The sequence below is a fragment of the Raoultibacter timonensis genome, from assembly GCF_900240215.1.
Classification (GTDB): Bacteria; Actinomycetota; Coriobacteriia; order Coriobacteriales; family Eggerthellaceae; genus Raoultibacter; species Raoultibacter timonensis.
Map to the genome: position 1 here is coordinate 2,422,860 of NZ_LT964679.1, position 17,533 is coordinate 2,440,392.

At 59.9% G+C, this 17,533-nt stretch carries 15 protein-coding genes; 3 read left to right on the forward strand and 12 right to left on the reverse strand.

Annotated features, from left to right (window positions below; genetic code table 11):
• Nucleotides 1-10: 10 nt before the first annotated feature.
• From C1722_RS10575 to C1722_RS10625, 11 genes are all read right to left on the reverse strand, one after another.
• A complete protein-coding gene (locus tag C1722_RS10575; RefSeq protein ID WP_102379195.1) occupies nt 11-949 on the reverse strand; it encodes a beta/alpha barrel domain-containing protein in 939 nt (312 codons plus the stop codon).
• A 137-nt stretch (nt 950-1,086) separates the two neighbouring features.
• Nucleotides 1,087-1,944 carry a TM2 domain-containing protein gene (locus C1722_RS10580; protein WP_102379196.1) on the reverse strand — a complete coding sequence of 286 codons (858 nt, stop codon included), beginning with the start codon at nt 1,942-1,944 and terminating at the stop codon, nt 1,087-1,089.
• Nucleotides 1,945-2,120: 176 nt separating this feature from the next.
• Nucleotides 2,121-2,990 carry a TVP38/TMEM64 family protein gene (locus tag C1722_RS10585; RefSeq protein WP_102379197.1) on the reverse strand — a complete coding sequence of 290 codons (870 nt, stop codon included), beginning with the start codon at nt 2,988-2,990 and terminating at the stop codon, nt 2,121-2,123.
• 24 nt (nt 2,991-3,014) lie between these two features.
• On the reverse strand, nt 3,015-3,953 hold the full coding sequence (locus tag C1722_RS10590; RefSeq protein WP_102379198.1) for a PRC-barrel domain-containing protein: 939 nt from the start codon (nt 3,951-3,953) through the stop codon (nt 3,015-3,017).
• A 117-nt stretch (nt 3,954-4,070) separates the two neighbouring features.
• The gene (locus C1722_RS10595) at nt 4,071-4,676 is read right to left on the reverse strand and encodes a YtxH domain-containing protein (protein ID WP_102379199.1); all 606 of its coding nucleotides are present in this window, start codon (nt 4,674-4,676) and stop codon (nt 4,071-4,073) included.
• Between the two features lie 248 nt (nt 4,677-4,924).
• Nucleotides 4,925-5,908: a D-alanine--D-alanine ligase family protein gene (locus tag C1722_RS10600; RefSeq protein ID WP_102379200.1), complete on the reverse strand. Its 984-nt coding sequence runs from the start codon at nt 5,906-5,908 to the stop codon at nt 4,925-4,927.
• A 75-nt stretch (nt 5,909-5,983) separates the two neighbouring features.
• Complete coding sequence (locus C1722_RS10605; RefSeq protein WP_102379201.1) at nt 5,984-7,264, reverse strand: aminotransferase-like domain-containing protein; 1,281 nt, start codon at nt 7,262-7,264, stop codon at nt 5,984-5,986.
• A 4-nt stretch (nt 7,265-7,268) separates the two neighbouring features.
• Nucleotides 7,269-7,679, reverse strand: a complete 411-nt coding sequence (locus tag C1722_RS10610; protein WP_102379202.1) for a cyanophycin synthetase family protein — start codon at nt 7,677-7,679, stop codon at nt 7,269-7,271.
• Entirely contained in the window at nt 7,676-8,494 is an 819-nt protein-coding gene (locus C1722_RS10615) for a hypothetical protein (RefSeq protein WP_102379203.1), read from the reverse strand. The genes C1722_RS10610 and C1722_RS10615 overlap by 4 nt, the downstream gene beginning before the upstream one ends.
• Before the next feature lie 19 nt (nt 8,495-8,513).
• Complete coding sequence (gene serS / locus C1722_RS10620) at nt 8,514-9,794, reverse strand: serine--tRNA ligase (RefSeq protein WP_102379204.1); 1,281 nt, start codon at nt 9,792-9,794, stop codon at nt 8,514-8,516.
• Nucleotides 9,795-10,014: 220 nt separating this feature from the next.
• A complete protein-coding gene (locus C1722_RS10625; protein WP_102379205.1) occupies nt 10,015-12,606 on the reverse strand; it encodes a hybrid sensor histidine kinase/response regulator in 2,592 nt (863 codons plus the stop codon).
• Nucleotides 12,607-12,823: 217 nt separating this feature from the next.
• Between C1722_RS10625 and C1722_RS10630 the strand changes: the two genes are divergently transcribed.
• The 3 genes from C1722_RS10630 to C1722_RS10640 all read left to right on the forward strand — a co-directional run bounded on the left by C1722_RS10630 (nt 12,824) and on the right by C1722_RS10640 (nt 15,638).
• On the forward strand, nt 12,824-13,027 hold the full coding sequence (locus C1722_RS10630) for a DUF6724 family protein (RefSeq protein ID WP_102379206.1): 204 nt from the start codon (nt 12,824-12,826) through the stop codon (nt 13,025-13,027).
• A 137-nt stretch (nt 13,028-13,164) separates the two neighbouring features.
• Nucleotides 13,165-14,037: a PfkB family carbohydrate kinase gene (locus tag C1722_RS10635; RefSeq protein ID WP_102379207.1), complete on the forward strand. Its 873-nt coding sequence runs from the start codon at nt 13,165-13,167 to the stop codon at nt 14,035-14,037.
• A 155-nt stretch (nt 14,038-14,192) separates the two neighbouring features.
• Nucleotides 14,193-15,638, forward strand: coding sequence for a response regulator transcription factor (locus tag C1722_RS10640; RefSeq protein ID WP_102379208.1), 1,446 nt, complete (start codon nt 14,193-14,195; stop codon nt 15,636-15,638).
• A gap of 76 nt (nt 15,639-15,714) precedes the next feature.
• Here C1722_RS10640 and C1722_RS10645 read toward each other — a convergent pair whose 3' ends face one another.
• Entirely contained in the window at nt 15,715-17,307 is a 1,593-nt protein-coding gene (locus C1722_RS10645; protein WP_180995149.1) for an FAD-dependent oxidoreductase, read from the reverse strand.
• Between the last annotated feature and the right edge of the window lie 226 nt (nt 17,308-17,533).

Consider the following 17,533-nt stretch of genomic DNA (forward strand, 5'->3'; position numbering starts at 1 on the left):
GACGAACGTTTTACAGTGAGAAATCCTCGTCGCCGTTGAAGATGTCGAGCGCATCCTCCACCGACATGTCGGCAAGCGTGATGGCGGAAATGGCCTTGGTCAGGCGCACGGCTTCGTCGAGCGAACGCTGATGGATGTTGCGGCCGGTTGCGTTGCCGCATGCGCCGCCCACGTGAATCTGGTCGTAGAGCTGCGTGAGGAACGTCTCGGCATCGACGGTCGAGCCGCCGGCGCACACAAGCCCGCAGCGGCCGGAGGCCATCGAAGCGATCTTGAGGGCCTCGGCAGGCGAGGTGCCGTCTTCGGGCTTCGGAGGATTGACTTTCACGAAGTCGGCGCCGAGGCAGAGCGCAACACCGGCAGCGCCGGCGATGAGCGCGGGATCCTTCTCAGCCGTGACGGCCTTGCCACGCGGATAGATCCACAAGACGACGATGAGGCCGTTGGCATGGGCCTGGGCGATCAGTTCGCCCGCTTCGGCCATCATGGTGGATTCGAACTCGGAGCCCAGGTAGATGGTGTAGCCGATGCCCACGATGTTCACGCCTGCCTCGCGCATGGCGAGCACGGCATCGAGATCGTAGAGCTGCGGAGAATAGGGATCTTCCTGCTTGGTACCGACGATGTTTGTCTTGGAGTTCATCTTCACGAGGTAGTTGATCTCCGGATAATCGGCTGCATACTGGGCGATCAGGCCACGCTGGCCTGCCAGCACACCGCACACGCCCTGGCTCCCGATCTTGAACAGATGCTCGGGCTCGGCATCGGCGATGTCGATGCCTTCGCCGTAGAAGTCGGCATTCAGATGCTCGATCTTCTGGTCGCATGCAAACAGCATGAGGCGACCCGTTCCACGCGTTGCCAACATGTAGTTGTCAATGTACTCTTCCCGCGATTCCGGCATCACGTCGACCGGCACCTTCACCTGATCACGAGTGATTTTGGGCATGTCTTCCTCCTTTATAGGAATTCCCTTGTAGGAACTAAAACCATGGGCTCAATTCTATAGGAAAAGCCCTCGGGACGAAGGCTTTTCACAAGAAATATCGGGGATAGGCCCGAAGCGCTTACGCGCCCAGCGTACGCCTAGAACCATTCCCTCTTATTGAACACGTAAATCTGCTCGAACTCGCTTTGGGACTTCACGAGATAGAGAATGCCCTCGATGAACGCGATCACTCCCATCACGGCAGCGGCCAGTCCAAGCGTAATCAGACCGCCAAGAATGGTGACGGCGAGCATGATGAAGCCGGCCGTATTGTACCCGAGGTAGAACTTGTGGATGCCGAGCGATCCGAGAAAGATGGCGAGCAAACCGGCGGCAACATGGTCTTTCGAAGCCACCACGGGAGCGTACGGTTGCTGGTAATACTGCTGTTGCGGAGGTACGGAATAGGGATTCTGCGGCTGTCCGTACTGGTTGTACTGCGTGTTGTAGGCGCTGTAGGCGTCTTGCTGGGGCTGTTGCCAGTAGTAGCCGCTCTGCGGCTGGGCCGCATCCTGCTGGGGGCCGGCATACGGATTGACGGGCTCTTGCGGGGCGGCCTGTCCGGGATAAGAATAGGCAGAGCCTTGCGATGCCCCCTGATCGGCATACGAGCTTGCAGAATCCGGCGACGTGGCCTGCGCCTGCTCGGCTGCAGGCGCGTACGGTACCCAGTTGGGATCCTGCTCGTTTGCTTCAGGAACCGACACCGGCTCGGCCTCGAGCTCGATAGGACTGCTCGTCACAGCCACGGCCTCGACAAACGAGCCGTCCGCCGCCTCGGCGGACGCGGCGGAGCCGCCATCGGAAGGCCGCTCTGCTCCAGGGGCAGGCACCTCTTCGAGCGAGGCTTTGGCCTTCGCTGCATCGAGCTTTTCCTGTGCGGCTCTCAACTCGGCTTCGGCAGCCGCTATCTCATCGGAAATCGATGCTTTCGCATCGTTATCTTTGGTATCCATGATGACCTCTTTCGGTTGGATTGTTGCCACCATGATACCGAGCAGTATACGTGGTGAGTTGTTCCGTCATAGTTTCGTAAACCATGTTCCATGCCCGACATAGTGATTAACGCAATCGCGGTATTTCTTAAGGTTTGTGTGCGATTCCGATGGCAAGAATCACGCATCCGCACGGATCAATCGTCTTTGTGCTTGGTCGCCTTGCCCACGACATCCATGATCTTATCCTTGAACACGATGCCGAGAACGGCAATCAGCGCCGCTGCAACGAATATGATGACGCTCTCCCAAATACGCCCGTCAACCAACCCGTCGGCTGCGTAGGTCGAAACGATTACCCCAGGAATGCGGCCGATGTTGGAGAGCAGCACGAAATCGCGCATGCGCATATCGGTGAGCGGCACCAGGTACGTGAACACGTCCTTCGGCAAACCGGGAATGAGGAACAGGATAAACACGATCATGTTGAGCTTGCCCGACTTTTCGAACGCTCGGAACTTGTCGAGATACTTGGTCGGCACCATGCTCTGCACGAACGGCGCCCCGAGCTTGTGCACCAACGCGAAGATGAATGCGCTCGAGATGATGCACCCGATAAGAATGATGAGCGCCCCGAACCACGGCCCGTACAGCATGCCTGCGGCTACCTGGGTAACCTCACCGGGGATGAACGCAACCACAATCTGCAAGAACTGGAGGCCGAGCAGGATGAACACGCCGACCGGACCGGCATCCCGAACCTTGTCGATGACGCGCTCGACGCCGCCGGGTTCGAACAGCTCCTTGATGTAGGGGAAAATAAGCGCGCAGATCAAAAGCATTACCAAGAAAAACGCAATGAGTCCGGCGAACTTGATGATGTCGCCCTTCTCGAACGACTTGCCGCCGATCTTCACTCGCTGATGCGAGCGCTCGGCAAGCTCCTCTTTCTTCTCGTGGAGCTCCTCGCGCTTTTCGTGGACGTCTTCCTTTATGGCGTGAAACTTTCCCGTATTGCCGGTCGAGCCGTGTCCCGCTGGTTCGTTGCTGCTGCGTTTCTGCGTCATATACCTGGTTCTTTTCCGACTGGATCAGTCGTCGTGGCGTGCTTTGTTGTATTCCTCTTTAAAGGCGGAGAACATGCCCTTTGATTTCTTGATCTGCTTGCCGACCGCTTTCGCCCCCTGATTGACCGCTTTGCCGATCTGCTCGCCCGTGGACTCGGTTTCTTCGACCTCGCCTTCGAGGGCCTTCTTCTTATCGGCGGTACCGCTTTCCTTCTGGAATTCCTCCTTGAATCCGACAAAACCCTCTTTGGTCGCCTCGGCGCGCTCGCCTACCGCTTTCGCGCCCTTGTTGACCGCCTCGCCCGTCTTCTTTACCGCTTTGCCAGCTTTGTCTGCCGCAACCGCCGTTGCCGCTCCTGCCTTTTCGGCAAGACCGCCTTCGGCGACGATCTCTTTGGCTTCGTCGGAAATCAGAATCGCTCCGTACTCGACGTTGTCGGTCTGCACGCCCTCTTTGCCCGTCTGCGCGATGGCTGCACCGACACCGCGCTTGAAGCCGGTGATCAGCTCGACGGGAATCAGACGCTTGCCCAAAAGAGCGTTCGACGTTGCACCGGCATCGGTTTCGACCATCTCCACGGCACCAGTCAGGCGATTGAACGTCACATTGCCCACGAAACCGAACTCGGTACCGTCTTCGGTCAGGATCGGCAATCCGATCCAAAGAACGCAATCGTCCCATTCGACGCCGAGTTTCTTGCAGGCGGCTCGATCGGTTGCATCCGCATCGAGGCGAATGCAGATGCGCCCGTCGATAAGGTCGTATCCGTCGATGGCGACGAACTTGTCTTTGCGATGGAACATCCACAGCAAATCGGGCCTCTTGACAATGAATCCGACAACCCGCTTCTCCTTGGGATGAAACACGATACGGCGCACCTTGCCGATACGCCGCGTTCCCCGTTTGCCCCCGATAACGCGGGTGCCGATTATTTCGTTCGTGGTAATGGAGTTTTTAGCCATGCTTCAGTTTCCAAGGGCACCCGAATATCGGGTGCCCTATTCTCTCGTGATCTGACAGGATCATAGAATGCCAAGCTGCCTTGGTGCCCGAAAGGCACCGCGAGGCGCATGCCCAGCTTACTTGTCGTCGGCGTTTTTCGCCGCGTCAGCTATGGCATCGGCTACCTTGTCGACGGTTTCTTCCGCAGCATCGGCAACCTTATCCTGCACGGGCTCGTCGGCCTCGCTGCCGGAAATCTTGACGGCAACGGAATCGAGCGCGTCATGCGCCTTTTCGGCGACGTTCTTTGCGGCGTCGGCCGCAACGGGAATCTTCTCGTTGACCGCATCGTGAGCCGCCTCGGCGTTCTTGGCAACCTGCGAGGCGATGCGCTGGCGCGCCGCTTCGATCTTCTCGCGCAGTTCGTCGTTCTTCTCGGAGAAGACCGGCTTGACGTTGCTGGCAGCTTCCTGCACCTTCGAGGTGGCCACATTCACAACCTCGGAGCCCTTAGCGGCAGCGTTCTGATACACTTCCTGGCCCTTAGCGGTTGCATCCTGGTAGAACTGCTGGACGTTCTCGGAAGCCTGGGCACCGAATTCCTGAGCTTCGCCCCAAGCTGCGCCGACCTTATCGGATACTATCGCACGGGTCTCGGAACCGCTGCGGGGAGCGTACAGAAGCGCGATGATCGCGCCGATGGCACCGCCTGCGAGAAACGCCCCGAATCCTTTGTTACCCATAACTGCCTCCTTTGGGATTGCTTTCGATGAGCCACATTATAGGGCATCGCACCTAGCGGCCCTGCCAAAACATCCTTCGCCCACGAAACAGTTGCTTTTCCGTAACCGATGCGACCATGGGTAAACAGGCGACACGCCGTGCCTATCGTTGCGCGGGCGGCCTGCTGTCCCACCAAAAAAAGAAAACGGGGTCGGAAGCTCCGACCCCGTCACCGTTTCATCAATTCCTCAGCCGATCCCCGACAGGCCTATGCGTACTGGCTGACCAACCGATCGAGCACGCCCGAAAGCGAGAGGCCCGCCGCCGCACACGCCGCCGGGAACAGCGAGAGCTCGGTCATGCCGGGCGATACGTTGGTCTCGATCACGCGTGCCTGCGCACCATCCCAGATGACGTCGATACGGCCCAGATCGTGCAGGTCATAGGCGCGGTATACCTCGAGCGCCGCACGCTCGATCTCGGCGCGGATCGCCTGAGCCTGAGCCTCGTCAGGGGAAAGCGATTCGAGCCGCACGGGCGTGTAATATTCGACGGCATCGGCATCGAGGCGGGCGGCGGTGTCGTACAGCCCCGACTTCGGCACGATCTCAACCGGCGGAAGCGCGTGAGCGTCCCATCCGTCGCCGAGAATCGATACGGCCATCTCGACGCCCTCGATCCACTGTTCGATCACCACATGCTCGTCGAAGGAAAGCGCATCGAGGATAGCCTCGCCTAGGTCCTCGACGCGATCGACGCGGTGGACGCCGAGCGCGGAACCGCCATGAGCGGGCTTGACCGCAACGGGATAACCGCCGATCACGCGATCCTCGACTAAATCGAGCGCCGTCGCGGCACCCATATCCTTGAAGGCATCGCGCGCGATGCTGATCCCCTGGGGCCACGATGCAATGGGCGCATCGCCGGTCATTGCACGGTACGCCGCCATGGTGGTATGAAGCGAATCTTTGTTCCAGGTGCTGCGGCACACGCTCGCAGGCGATCCCACGAAGGGAATGCCGAGGAACTCGAGAAGGCTCTGAATGGTGCCGTCCTCGCCGTGCTTGCCGTGCAGCGCACTGTACGCCACATCGGGGCGCTCGCTCCTGAGCGTCGGTACGAGATCGGATGTAGTGTCGAGCGGCACGACCTTGTGGCCGGCCTCTTCGAGCGCCTCGCACACCTGCTTGCCGCTCGCCAAGGAGAATTCACGTTCGAACGAGCTTCCGCCCATCAAAACTGCTACCTTCATGCTGCTTCCTTATCGTCTCGTTTCGGCGTACGCCGCGCGCCGCCGAATCGGGTGTACATCCAACGTGCGCCGAACTTACCGCTGTGCCGCCTCCGGGCTTGTTGCCTTAATGGCTCCCGCCTCGATAAACGCGCGGTACAGCTCGAGCTGGTCTTCGATAACGGCGGCAAGGCGGCGAATCGCCTCGTCGAGGTTTTCGGGACTCTCGAAGCAGAATGCGAGCCGCATGCAGTTCTGCCCAGCCGATGCATTCGGGAAGAAACCGTCTCCGGGCGTATACGTCACGCCCTTGTCGAGCGCCACCGACAGCATCGAGCCGGTATCCACATAATCGGGCAGCGTCACCCACACGAAGAAGCCCCCTTCGGGATGGGTCCACGTCGCCTCGGGCGGGAAGTATTTTTCAAGCGCTGCGAGCATGGCATCGCGACGGGTCTTGTAGGTATCGACGAACTTTTGCAGCGTCTTCTGCCACGGCGTGTCGGTGAAGTAGTGCTGCACCACAACCTGGTTGAACGCGCTGCCGCACAGATCGGTGCCCTGCTTGACCAAGTTGAGCTTGGCCAAGAAGCTCTTCGGCGCGACAACCCAGCCGGTGCGCAGCCCCGGCGCGAACACCTTCGACACCGTACCGAGGTAGACGACCTGATCGTTCAAGGCGCGCAGCGGCTTCACATGTCCGCCATCGTAGCGAAGGCGCCCGTACGGATCGTCTTCGACCACGAAGAAATCGTATGCTTCGGCAAGTTCGAGCAGCCGCTTGCGACGGGCGGGCGACATGGTCACGCCACCCGGATTCTGGAAGTTCGGAATCGTGTAGAGGAACTTCGCCTTGCCCTTGCCGATCTTCTCAAGCTCGGCTTCGAGCAGATCCATCCTCATACCCTCGTGATCGAAGGGAATGCAGCGCACATCGGGCTCGTACGCAGAAAACGCCTGCAGCGCACCCAGGTACGTGGGGCCTTCGGCCAAGATGATATCGCCGGGATCGATGAACGCCTTCGCGATAAGATCGAGCGCTTCCTGCGCACCGCTCGTAATCATGACTTCGGCGGGCTTACAGCGCACCCCGATATCGCGCATGAGATCGCAGAACACCTGCTTCGTCTCCACGCGGCCATCGGTCGAACCGTACTGAAGGGCAACGGCGCGATCGTCTTCGGCTGCCGCCCTCATGGCCTTCTTGATGGCGCTCGGTGGAAGCAGCGACACATCGGGCATGCCGCCTGAGAGCGAGATGATATCGGAACGGGAGGCCGCCGCGAACAGATCGCGCACGGCCGAAGTCCGCATCTTGATGACGCGGTGAGCGACTTTGTCGCCCGTTTTGTCGAATATGATGTGTGCGGATGACATTTTTTTACTTTAGCATTGCGGCGATGATTTTTTCCGATGCATCACGAAAAGCCCGTAAGGCAACCAAATCGTCGGTGAAACTCACCTGCACAGTCGCCCGGCCCCTTGCCTCATCGACCCACTCCGTCGTTCCGACGAACGTATCGTCGGGACGCCCGCCCGAACGCGCCTGCAGATCGATAACAAGATGCTCGAGCAGATGCGGAACCGGCGTACGCTCGATAACGCACCCGAACGTATCTCCCACCTCGTTCACGCACGCATGACCCGCAAGCGTCGGATGCTCCCCGAGCAGCGTCGCCGCAAGGCGCGGCGTGGTATAGCGCTGTGAGGGATCGACGGCCACCTCGCACACGATACGACCGGGCTGCACCACCAGCGATTCGATGCGCAGCGGATCGGGCGCTTCGGTCATGATGAAACGCCCCGATCGTTGATCTCGTCGAACAGGATAGCGCCGCCGCCCGAGCCGCTACCGTCCCCCGAGGCGGCATCGTCTGTGCCACCCGAAGAACCCGCATCCGATCCGTCTTCGGGAGCGGACTCTCCCCCATCCGCTCCCTCGCCGTCGGTATCGCCGCCATCGGAAGGGCCTCCCGCATCGGCACCTGCGGAATCGCCGTCAGACGAATCGTCGCCATCCGGATTCTCCCCAGCGGGTTCGCCGGTTTCGGAGCCGAGCGCAGCGGCGTCGTCCGCCGCTTTCGCGAAAGTGGTTGCCGGCAGATCGCTCTCGTTTTCGGCGCCGATATCGAGACCGAACATCCTCAGGAAATCACGGAGCAGATCGGAGTTGCCGCCCTCGATTATCGTCAGGGTGCGCCGATCGTCGGAGAAGCGGTAGGTGCCCGACCCCGACAGCTTGCCGAACGAGAAATCGATGGTCTTCGCCCAGGTATCGAGCGTGTAATCGTAGGCGACCTCATCGGTCAGGTGCATCTGCTTGCCGTCGATCACCACAACGGCCGCCTGGCCCGACGCCTGCCAATTACCCTGAAAGTCGGCAGCATCGTCAAAGCGGAGCCATCGATTCCAGGAGAACGCGGCAACCACGACGAGAACGGCTGCGACGAGCAACCCTATGGCAACGCGAAGCCACCGATGCCTTTTCGGTTGCTTCGCGTCTTTTTTTCGAGTCCGGCCCGACGAAACCGCCTTCGGGCTTTTCGCCTTCGAACTGCGAGGCGCTCCCTTGACGCTCTTGCGCTGTGCCGATTGTTTTGCAGCCACGTCTTTGGTCCGTCGACCCTTACGCCTTCTCGATGACTTCCACGCCGCCCATGTAGGGCACGAGCACATCGGGCACCTTGATGGAGCCGTCCGCCTGCTGGTAGTTCTCGATGACGGCGGCCATCGTACGGCCGACTGCGAGGCCGGAACCGTTCAGCGTATGGACGAAACGCGAACCCTTGAAGTTTTCGGGATCGCGGTACTTGATGTTCGCGCGGCGCGCCTGGAAATCGGTGCAGTTCGAGCAGGACGAAATCTCCTTGTACCCGTTATAGGAAGGCAGCCACACCTCCAGATCGTACGTTTTCGCCGCCGAGAACCCGATATCGCCCGTGCAGAGCGAAATCACGCGGTAGGGCAACCCCAGAAGCTGCAGGATGTTCTCCGCATCTTCGACCATCGACTCAAGATCGTCGTAGCTTTCTTCGGGCTTGGCGTACTTGACCATCTCGACCTTGTCGAACTGGTGCACGCGGATGAGGCCGCGCGTGTCGCGTCCCGCGCTGCCCGCTTCCTCGCGGAAGCAGGGGGTGAAGGCGCAGTACTTGAGCGGAAGCTGCTCGGCGTCGAGCACTTCCCCGGAATGAATGTTGGTAAGCTGCACTTCGGCCGTCGGAATGAGGTAGAGGCCCTCGGAGGTCTTGAACAGATCCTCCTCGAACTTCGGAAGCTGACCGGTACCGGTAAGAGTCTCGGCGTTTGCCATGGCAGGGCACCACCACTCCTTGTACCCGCGCGAAGTGTGCGTATCCGCCATGAAATTGATGAGGGCGCGCTCAAGACGGGCCCCCAAGCCACCGAGCAGGATGAAACGGCTCTTGGCGAGCTTCACGGCGCGCTCGAAATCAATGATCCCCAGCTCGGGTCCAAGATCCCAATGCGCTTTGAACTCGAAGTCGAACTCGGGCGGCGTGCCCCAGCGGCGAACCTCGGGGTTATCGTTCTCGTCGGCGCCGACAGGCGTCGAGTCAGCCGGCATATTCGGCGTAGCGAGCAGCATCGCGCTCAGGGCGCTTTCCGCCTCGTCGCGCTTTTCCGACAGAGCAGCAATTTTCTCGTTGATGGCGCGAACCTGCTCTTTGGCAGCTTCGGCCTCGTCGTTGTTGCCCTGCGCCATCATCTGCCCGATGGCCTTCGACGCGGCGTTGCGCTCGGCCTGCAACGATTCTTCCTCGGTGATGGCGGTACGGCGCGCCTCGTCAAGCTCCGAGAAGCGCGAGGAATCCCATGAAGCGTTGCGGTTCTTCATCGCAGTAGCGACGGCCTCTTGGTTTTCTCGGACAAATCGAATGTCTAGCATACGACTGCGCTCCTTAGGTCTCGGACGGATTCAGTAGACGGTTTTTCCAGTATAACGCAGACGAATTGTCGGCGGGATGCGTTTTCGCCAACAGCACGGCTTCACCAATTCGGGTGGTCGCAAGCGCATCATGCGGGCGGTTCTGCGAACAGCGATTCGCCGCTCAAGCACCAGTGCCCAAACGAGCCGAGTACGCGAACCCGCCTCGCGCACTCGCACGTCAGGCAGACTCGCCACCCGAATCCCCATTTCGCGCACGCTCGACCTGCTCGGATATGGTTGCGAGCACCTGAGCCATATCGATCGGTTTCGAGAGGTGCGCGTTCATTCCGCATCTGAGCGATTCTTCGACATCCTCCATAAACGCATTGGCCGACATCGCGATGATCGGCACGGTTACGGCATCTTCGCGCTCCAGAGAGCGGATCGTCCGCGCCGCTTCGTAGCCGTTCATGATCGGCATCTGGATGTCCATGAGCACCACATCGTAAGCACGCGGCTCGGAATCCTCGAACAGCTCGCACGCCTGCTCTCCGTTTTCGGCCCAATCAACCTCAAGGCCGGCATCCGCGAGCAGCTCTTTGGCAATCTCGGCATTCAACTCGTTGTCTTCGGCAAGCAGCACCTTAAGACCCACGAGCCTATCCTTGTCGCTCGGTTTCAGCGCCTCCCGCGTACGGGGAATTTTCGAAGCCGGCGCATCGGTGACCAGGAGGTTCTTCTCGTCCTCGGTCGCACGCGGAAGGGCTATCGAAACCGTGAAGGTCGTTCCTTTGTCAAGCTCGCTCTCGACGCGGATTTCGCCGTTGAGCATGGTGACGATGTTCTTCACGATGGGCATGCCGAGCCCGGTGCCCTGCACCGACGAGCGCCCCTCCATGACGAATGGCTCGAACAGGTGCTCGAGGTACTCTTCGCTCATGCCGATACCGTCGTCGGAGACGACGAAGGTTACGTGCGTGTATTTCTTCACGTTGCTCGGCTTCTCTGAGACCTCGAGGCGTATATGCCCGCCCGCGGGCGTGTACTTCGACGCGTTGACCAGCAGATTGAGCAGCATCTGCCGCAGCCTGACCTGATCGCCCACGAACGCATCGGTATCGATGTTGCGCCATTCGACCGTCATCGTCTGGCCGCGGGTTTCGCACTGCCCCCTCATGCTGGCAGCCACGCGATCGATCACGTCCGACAGGCTGAATACTTCGCTCGCAAGGATCATCTTGCCGCTTTCGATCTTGGAGATGTCGAGCACGTCGTTGATGATGGTAAGCAGATGGTCGGATGCCAGATCGATCTTGTCGAGGCTCTCTTTGAGCTTCTCGTTGTCGCCGAGGTTTTTTCGCGCTATCTGAGCCATGCCGACGATCGCGTTCATGGGCGTGCGGATCTCATGGCTCATGTTCGACAGGAAATCGGATTTCGCCTTGTTCGCAGTTTCGGCGGCCACCATCGCATCGCTCATGGAGACCTGCAGCGTCTTTTCGTCGGTTACATCGCGAAACACGATGAGCAGCTGCAGCTTGCCTTCATACTCGAACGGAGTCACCGAGTAGAACACCCAGCTCGGTCTGCCGCTCCACGGCTCACGGAAAGCGAACTCCCCCTGCTCGAGGCTTTCTATTGCACCGCTGCGTATGCGGTCGAGCAGGTCGCGGCCCTCTTTCGAAAGCGCGATCTCGTCGGGGACGCTGCTCTTGCCCATGATATCGGACATGGGATAGCCGAATATCTCGCTCGCTTTCGCCACGATGGGCGTTACGATCGCGTCGTCGGGCGAATACATGTTCACCGCCATATCGAGGCTCTCGGATAGCGCACCGTACAGACGCGTCTTCATCTCGACGCCCCGCTCCTGCATGCGCTTGCGGTAGAACAGATACGATACGACGAGCACGATGAGCAGGCAGCTTATGGAGAGGGCGAACACAACCTGAAAAGCCGCCATGACCGCGCTTCCCTCGGCCCTCACGTTTTCGACGGGGATGACGTTGCACACGAACCAATCGCCCGCATGGACGGGAGCCACGCACACGTAGCTCTCCTTCCCGTCGATAACTCCTGTGAACAGGTCGCAGCGCTCATCGGCAACGGCGCGCTGCAGCAGGGCGATATAGTTTTTCTCCTGCGCGTAACGATCGTTTTGGAACAGCGCGTCGTCGGATTCGCCGGTTCGCTGAGATTCGTAGAGAAAATCGTAGATCAGCGTATCGGAGGTGATGGGCACCTGGGTTTGCTCGGTTGGCGCCACGATGATTTCCTGTGTATCGGCATCGAAGAGGATGAAGTAGCCGCGTCCGTCGAACATATCGAGGCTGCGCTCCATGGAGAACATGCTGCACGGAATCTCGACGTAGAGCGCCCCCACCAGTTCCCCGTCGATGTAGAGCGGGTTCTGCGCGAGCTTTCCCCGCTGGCCGTCTCCTACGTCGTAGTTGGCCGAATACGTGGCTTTTTCCATGGAGAGGGCGGTTTCGGGAACTGCAAGCTGATCGGTGGAAAACGGCTCTCCGTCGGAATAGAGGCCCACGCCGTCCAACCCGGCGAATGCCACCGACGAAAAACCGAACCGCTCTTTGAACACCTCCATCATGGGGCGGACCCGCTCAGGATCGGGATTCTCTACCGTAAAGGCGCCGATCGCATCCTGTACGTAGCCCATGCGATCGCTCACGTTGCTGGCAGCCTGCTCGGTGAACGTCATGACCTGCTGTTCGGCACCTTGGCGAAGCTTCTGATCGATGTGGACGAGCAACGTGACGGACGCCGCCAGAACGGCGAGCACCACCACCACGGATATGACGACGAACAGCATCTGGCTGCTATGCAGTTTTCGATTCCGAGGCCGCACGTTTTCTACTCCCGCTCGTCGCCTTAGTGACTGTTCCTAAACCAAACGGAGGATTTATGGTGTCACGTCATACCTGCTCTTGATCGGGCATAGTATACTCTACTAAAATATGTTTCTATGTGAACGGGCTCGTTCGATGACAATTTGTTGATCAGCCCTTATGTAAATCGGAAAGGCACTCATGGATCTCGGAGAACTCTATCATTTCTTGTTTGAGACCATCCCGGGCATCGGCGTGCTCATCGGGGTCGGTTTGGTGCTGAGCATTCTTGCAAGCGTCATCATGGAGCGCAGAACACGCAAACGCTTCGCAAACCACGAGCCTGCCGAAGACGACTGGTCGTTCTTCGACGACGAAGAAGACGAGGACGAAGACTCGAAATAGTCGAGCACTTCCTTCGATAACGAATCGGTAGCACTTAGCGCCGCTTTTTCTTTGCGCGCGATATCGTGTTATCCGTTACCCACCCTGATGCCGTACAGCGCAACGGCGCAAACGATACGAGAAGAAGGCGACTTTCGATGGAAAACCAAGAACTGCATCTTTACCAGCGCGAGGGCGATTACATTCCCCGCGTAGCCGCCGTGCATGACCTGTGCGGGTACGGCAAGTGCTCGCTCGGCGTGGCGATACCCGTCCTTTCAGCAGCGGGCTGCGACGTGTGTCCCGTTCCCACCGGCTTGTTCTCCTCGCACACCGCTTATCCCGGCTGGTACATGCACGACACCACCGACATGCTGTCCGATTATCTGGCAGCCTGGAAGAACATCGGCGTCGAGATCGACGCAGTATACTCGGGCTTTCTCGGGGCGCCCGAACAAGTCGACCGCATCCGCGACCTCTACAACATGTATCCCAGCGCCCTGCGCGTGGTCGATCCCGTCATGGCCGATCATGGCAAGGTGTACCCCACCTACACCCCCGAGCTCTGCGACGCCATGGCCGAACTCGCCTGCGGTGCCGACATCCTCACGCCCAACCTCACCGAAGCGTCCATCATCCTCGGCCAGGACTGGCCCGGCACCGACATCGATGACGACACCGCCAAGCGCATGATCGAGGGCCTGCTCGAGAAGGGCGCTAAGAACGTCGTGCTCAAGGGCATCCAACGCGAAGGCGAATCCTGCATCCGCAACTTCGTAGCGGGCCAGGACTGCGAGCTGTTCGAAGCGAAGAACGAATACCTCCCCTACATGCTCCACGGCACCGGCGACCTGTACTGCTCGTGTCTGCTCGCCGCCATCATGGCGGGCAAGAGCCTGCAGGAGGCGGTCGTGTTCGCAGGCAATTTCGTGCACGACGCCATGATCGTCTCGGCCAAGCAACCCGATTTCAAAGAGCGCGGCGTCAGCTTCGAGCTTATCATCGGGAAAATCGCCGACCTGCTGAAGTAACGCTCGATCGACTTTGCTTCCATCGCAGCCCGCCGTACGTACGGCGGGCTGCTTTGCTATAGGACCCATCTGAGCCGATCGCATAGTATACTGAACAAGCTCCTTTCACCGCGTCGCGCGGCAACACGGCACCGCTTCGTTTACCACGGAGGCCCATGAACGAACAAGCAACCATATCGCGCAAAACGATCGTCCTGATGGCGCTTAGCGTTGTCGGATTCGGTTTTCTGCAAGGGGCAAGGCTGATCGATCTCGGAACGGGGCCGTACTCGCCCGAGCCGTTCGCCATAGCCGGAATCGCCACCGGAGGAGCAACCTACCTGCTTCTCGCATTGCTCTCGTATTTCGGACGCCTGGAAGAAACGCGCCCCGTGTTCATCGCAAGCCTGGTGACCATGGCGCTGCGCTTCGCCCTCTCGTTTGTGCCGGCAACCTCCGATGCCATGATCTTGGTCTCCCAGGTTATCGCCGGCATAGGCTGGGCGCTCATCATCTTGTGCTGGATGCAGGTTTTCACGAGTTATCGGCCGGTCTACTCGCTTCCCATGATCGCAGGCGGCTACATCGTCGACATGCTTTTGGTTCCCCTCACCAGCACCCTGTTTTCGGGGGATCGCCACATAGCGCTGCTCGTCGTCGTCGCCCTCTCGCTCGTCGCGCTGGGGGCATGCCTCAAAAACAACGAAACCGTCGCCAAGAGCATGATCGACGATGCCGCGCCGAAAACATCGATGGCCGAGCTCACCGCCCGCACCAAGCGGACGATCATCGGCACGCTCGTATTCTCCGCATCGTGCGGTTTCATCGTGCAGATGGATATAGTCAGGAACATCGAATACGCCCAAACCGATCTGACCGCCGTTATCGGGTTGGGCGTGGCTTGCATCATGTGCATCGCACTCGTGATCGCAAAGCCGCAGAAGGCGAACATCGACATGGCGTATCCCCTCGCAACCGCCTGCCTCGTCGGCGTGCTCCTGTACCGCAGCATCGCACCGTCGGGCGACACGTTGTCGGGAAGCCTCATGGTCGTGCTGCTCATCACCTTCTTCGCCATGCTGTGGATGACGTTCGTCAGCGAGGCCCACGAGCGCAAGCTGCCCGCCTTTTTCCTGCTGGGCCTCGCAGTCGGCACCGCCCAGCTCTCGATTGCCGCAGGTCGCACGCTTGCGCTCTCACCTCTAAGCGCTCCGCTCGTCGCGCAGCCGCAGCTGACGCTCACCTGCGTAATCGCCGTACTCGCAATCTCGCTTGCGATCATCTTCGTAAGCTATCTGCGCTTCTTCACCAAAAGCAAGGAGCTGCGCTACGCGGACGCACCCGACGAGATGGGCGATTCGATCACCACCTCGGTGGGCATCAACGACGCCTCGCTTGAGCTGCTGAGAGAAACCTACGGCCTAACCGAGCGCGAGTTCCAGATAATCGGAGAGTTCTCGACCGGCCGCAGCGCCCGCTACATCGCCGATTACTACATGCTCTCGGAGCACACCATCAAATCGCACCTGCGCCGCGCGTACGCGAAGATGGAAATCCATTCGAGGCAGGAGCTTTTGAATCTCCTCGATCACATGGAACTTTCGATTCACCAGCGCTCCTGATCTCAAATAATGCCTCGCATAACGACGAAGGCCGCCGAAGTTTCGGCGGCCTTCGCAGGCAACGGGAAACGCAAGGCTATTCGGCGACAGCTTCTGCAGCGACGTTCTCGCCTGCGATGCGCCCGAACACAAGCGAGCTCATCTGCCAGTTGCCCGATATCGTGATGTATCCGAGCGGTCCGCCCGTGCACATGCCCGCAGCGTACAGCCCGGGAATGACCGCACCGTCCAAATCGACGACATGGGCGCCCTCGTCGGTCTCAAGACCGCCATGGGTGTACATGACGCGGCACGTCTCAGCGGGACCTGCGTAGAACGGGGGCTCATCGATCGGGGTCATATGGTGGGGGTCCTTGCCGAAATCGGCATCTTCGCCTGCAGCGCAGAAACCGTTGTAGCGGTTGATCGTCTCAAGAGCGGCGCTTTGCGGAATGCCGAGGTTCGCCTCCATCGAAGCAGCAAGCTCCTCGAGCGTCTCGCCCTTGGCCATGATGCCCATCTCGACCCACTCGTCGAGCTTCTCTTCGGGGAATTTGATCGACCCGGTCGGATCGGGAAGATGGCGCTTGTCGATCACGGGATAGTACACGTTGCCTTCGAGCTTGAGGATGTCGATGGCGATATCGCCGCGCGACTTGCCCTCGTCGGTAAAGCGCTCGCCTTCGGGCGTGATAAGGATCTGGTTGACGGCGCGCGTAAGGCCCGCGGGGGCGATGCGCTGCTCCATGATCTCGGGGACAGAATAGTACGGGTCGAACATGACGTACTCCATGTGGCGCGTAGCGGCGCCGACACTCTGGGCGCTGCGGATGGCTTCGCCGGTGTAGGGGCCGTACGGCATGCCGAACGCCGCCAGCGTCTCGGCGCATTGCTTGACGATCTCGGGGGTCTCGGGCACATGGCGCGGGATGAGAACCTCGTCGTCAGACCACGGGCCCGTGCAGATGACGACGCCTTTACGGGCCCTGATGTGCTTTTCACCCTCGTCGCACTCGACGCCGATGACCCTTCCGCTTTCCTCATCGCGCACGAGGCCGGTTAGGGGCGTATCGGTCATGGTCTTGCCGCCTGCCGCCTCGATATCGGCGGTGAACTTGACGGTCAGATCGCCTGCCGCCTTGAGGATGTACTTGCCCTGGCCATGGCGGCCGTCGGACACGCGCAACGTATCCTTGAACTCGCAGCCGTGCTCGAGCATCCAGTCGATGGTTTCTGCGGAACGGTCGCAGTAGATTTTTGCTAGTTCCCGGTCGGCGGTACCGCGCGACACGCGCAGGGCGTCTTCGAGCATGATCTCGGCGCTGTCCTCGACATCGTCGAAGTTCTGGGGAAGATGCAGCGACGAATCGTATGCGCAGTACTGCTCGCACACGCTCGTGATTCCGCCGAGCGCGGCGCCTTTGTCGATCATGATGACCTCGGCGCCTCCGTCGAGCGCGGCCATTGCCGCTGCGACGCCCGCGGCCCCGGAGCCGACGACGACAACGTCGGTTTCCTCGTCCCACGTTATGTCGGCGGAACCTGCCGCATTCGCCGACGAAGCGGAAGCGCCCGAAGCGCATGCGCTCAAAGCGGTTGCACCGAGCAGACCTGCTGCGCCGATGCCCGCGCCCTTGAGGAAGCTTCTCCGCGAAAGCCCGTCTTTACTGATGGATACCGATTCTCCCATGATGCTCATCCTTTCCTTTCGGTCCGTCGAAGCGGATCCCTTCACCGCCCGACCGCATGCCACTATGGGCCTTTGCAAAGCCGAGCTATCGCACGAAAGGAGTCAACCGTGTGACACGAAAAGGATGAATTAGAGTAAAGGTGCTGGTCAGCAATACCCGAAAAGAAAACCGAATGCGAACCGTACGCCGCCGCGACCGAGCGCCATCCAAATCGCCAGCCGTTCC

Coding starts and splice junctions, on each gene's coding strand:
- C1722_RS10575 (WP_102379195.1), bottom strand. CDS start 949: ATGCCCAAAATCACTCGTGATCAGGTGAAGGTGCCGGTCGACGTGATG.
- C1722_RS10580 (WP_102379196.1), bottom strand. CDS start 1,944: ATGGATACCAAAGATAACGATGCGAAAGCATCGATTTCCGATGAGATA.
- C1722_RS10585 (WP_102379197.1), bottom strand. CDS start 2,990: ATGACGCAGAAACGCAGCAGCAACGAACCAGCGGGACACGGCTCGACC.
- C1722_RS10590 (WP_102379198.1), bottom strand. CDS start 3,953: ATGGCTAAAAACTCCATTACCACGAACGAAATAATCGGCACCCGCGTT.
- C1722_RS10595 (WP_102379199.1), bottom strand. CDS start 4,676: ATGGGTAACAAAGGATTCGGGGCGTTTCTCGCAGGCGGTGCCATCGGC.
- C1722_RS10600 (WP_102379200.1), bottom strand. CDS start 5,908: ATGAAGGTAGCAGTTTTGATGGGCGGAAGCTCGTTCGAACGTGAATTC.
- C1722_RS10605 (WP_102379201.1), bottom strand. CDS start 7,264: ATGTCATCCGCACACATCATATTCGACAAAACGGGCGACAAAGTCGCT.
- C1722_RS10610 (WP_102379202.1), bottom strand. CDS start 7,679: ATGACCGAAGCGCCCGATCCGCTGCGCATCGAATCGCTGGTGGTGCAG.
- serS (WP_102379204.1), bottom strand. CDS start 9,794: ATGCTAGACATTCGATTTGTCCGAGAAAACCAAGAGGCCGTCGCTACT.
- C1722_RS10625 (WP_102379205.1), bottom strand. CDS start 12,606: ATGCTGTTCGTCGTCATATCCGTGGTGGTGGTGCTCGCCGTTCTGGCG.
- C1722_RS10630 (WP_102379206.1), top strand. CDS start 12,824: ATGGATCTCGGAGAACTCTATCATTTCTTGTTTGAGACCATCCCGGGC.
- C1722_RS10635 (WP_102379207.1), top strand. CDS start 13,165: ATGGAAAACCAAGAACTGCATCTTTACCAGCGCGAGGGCGATTACATT.
- C1722_RS10640 (WP_102379208.1), top strand. CDS start 14,193: ATGAACGAACAAGCAACCATATCGCGCAAAACGATCGTCCTGATGGCG.
- C1722_RS10645 (WP_180995149.1), bottom strand. CDS start 17,307: ATGGGAGAATCGGTATCCATCAGTAAAGACGGGCTTTCGCGGAGAAGC.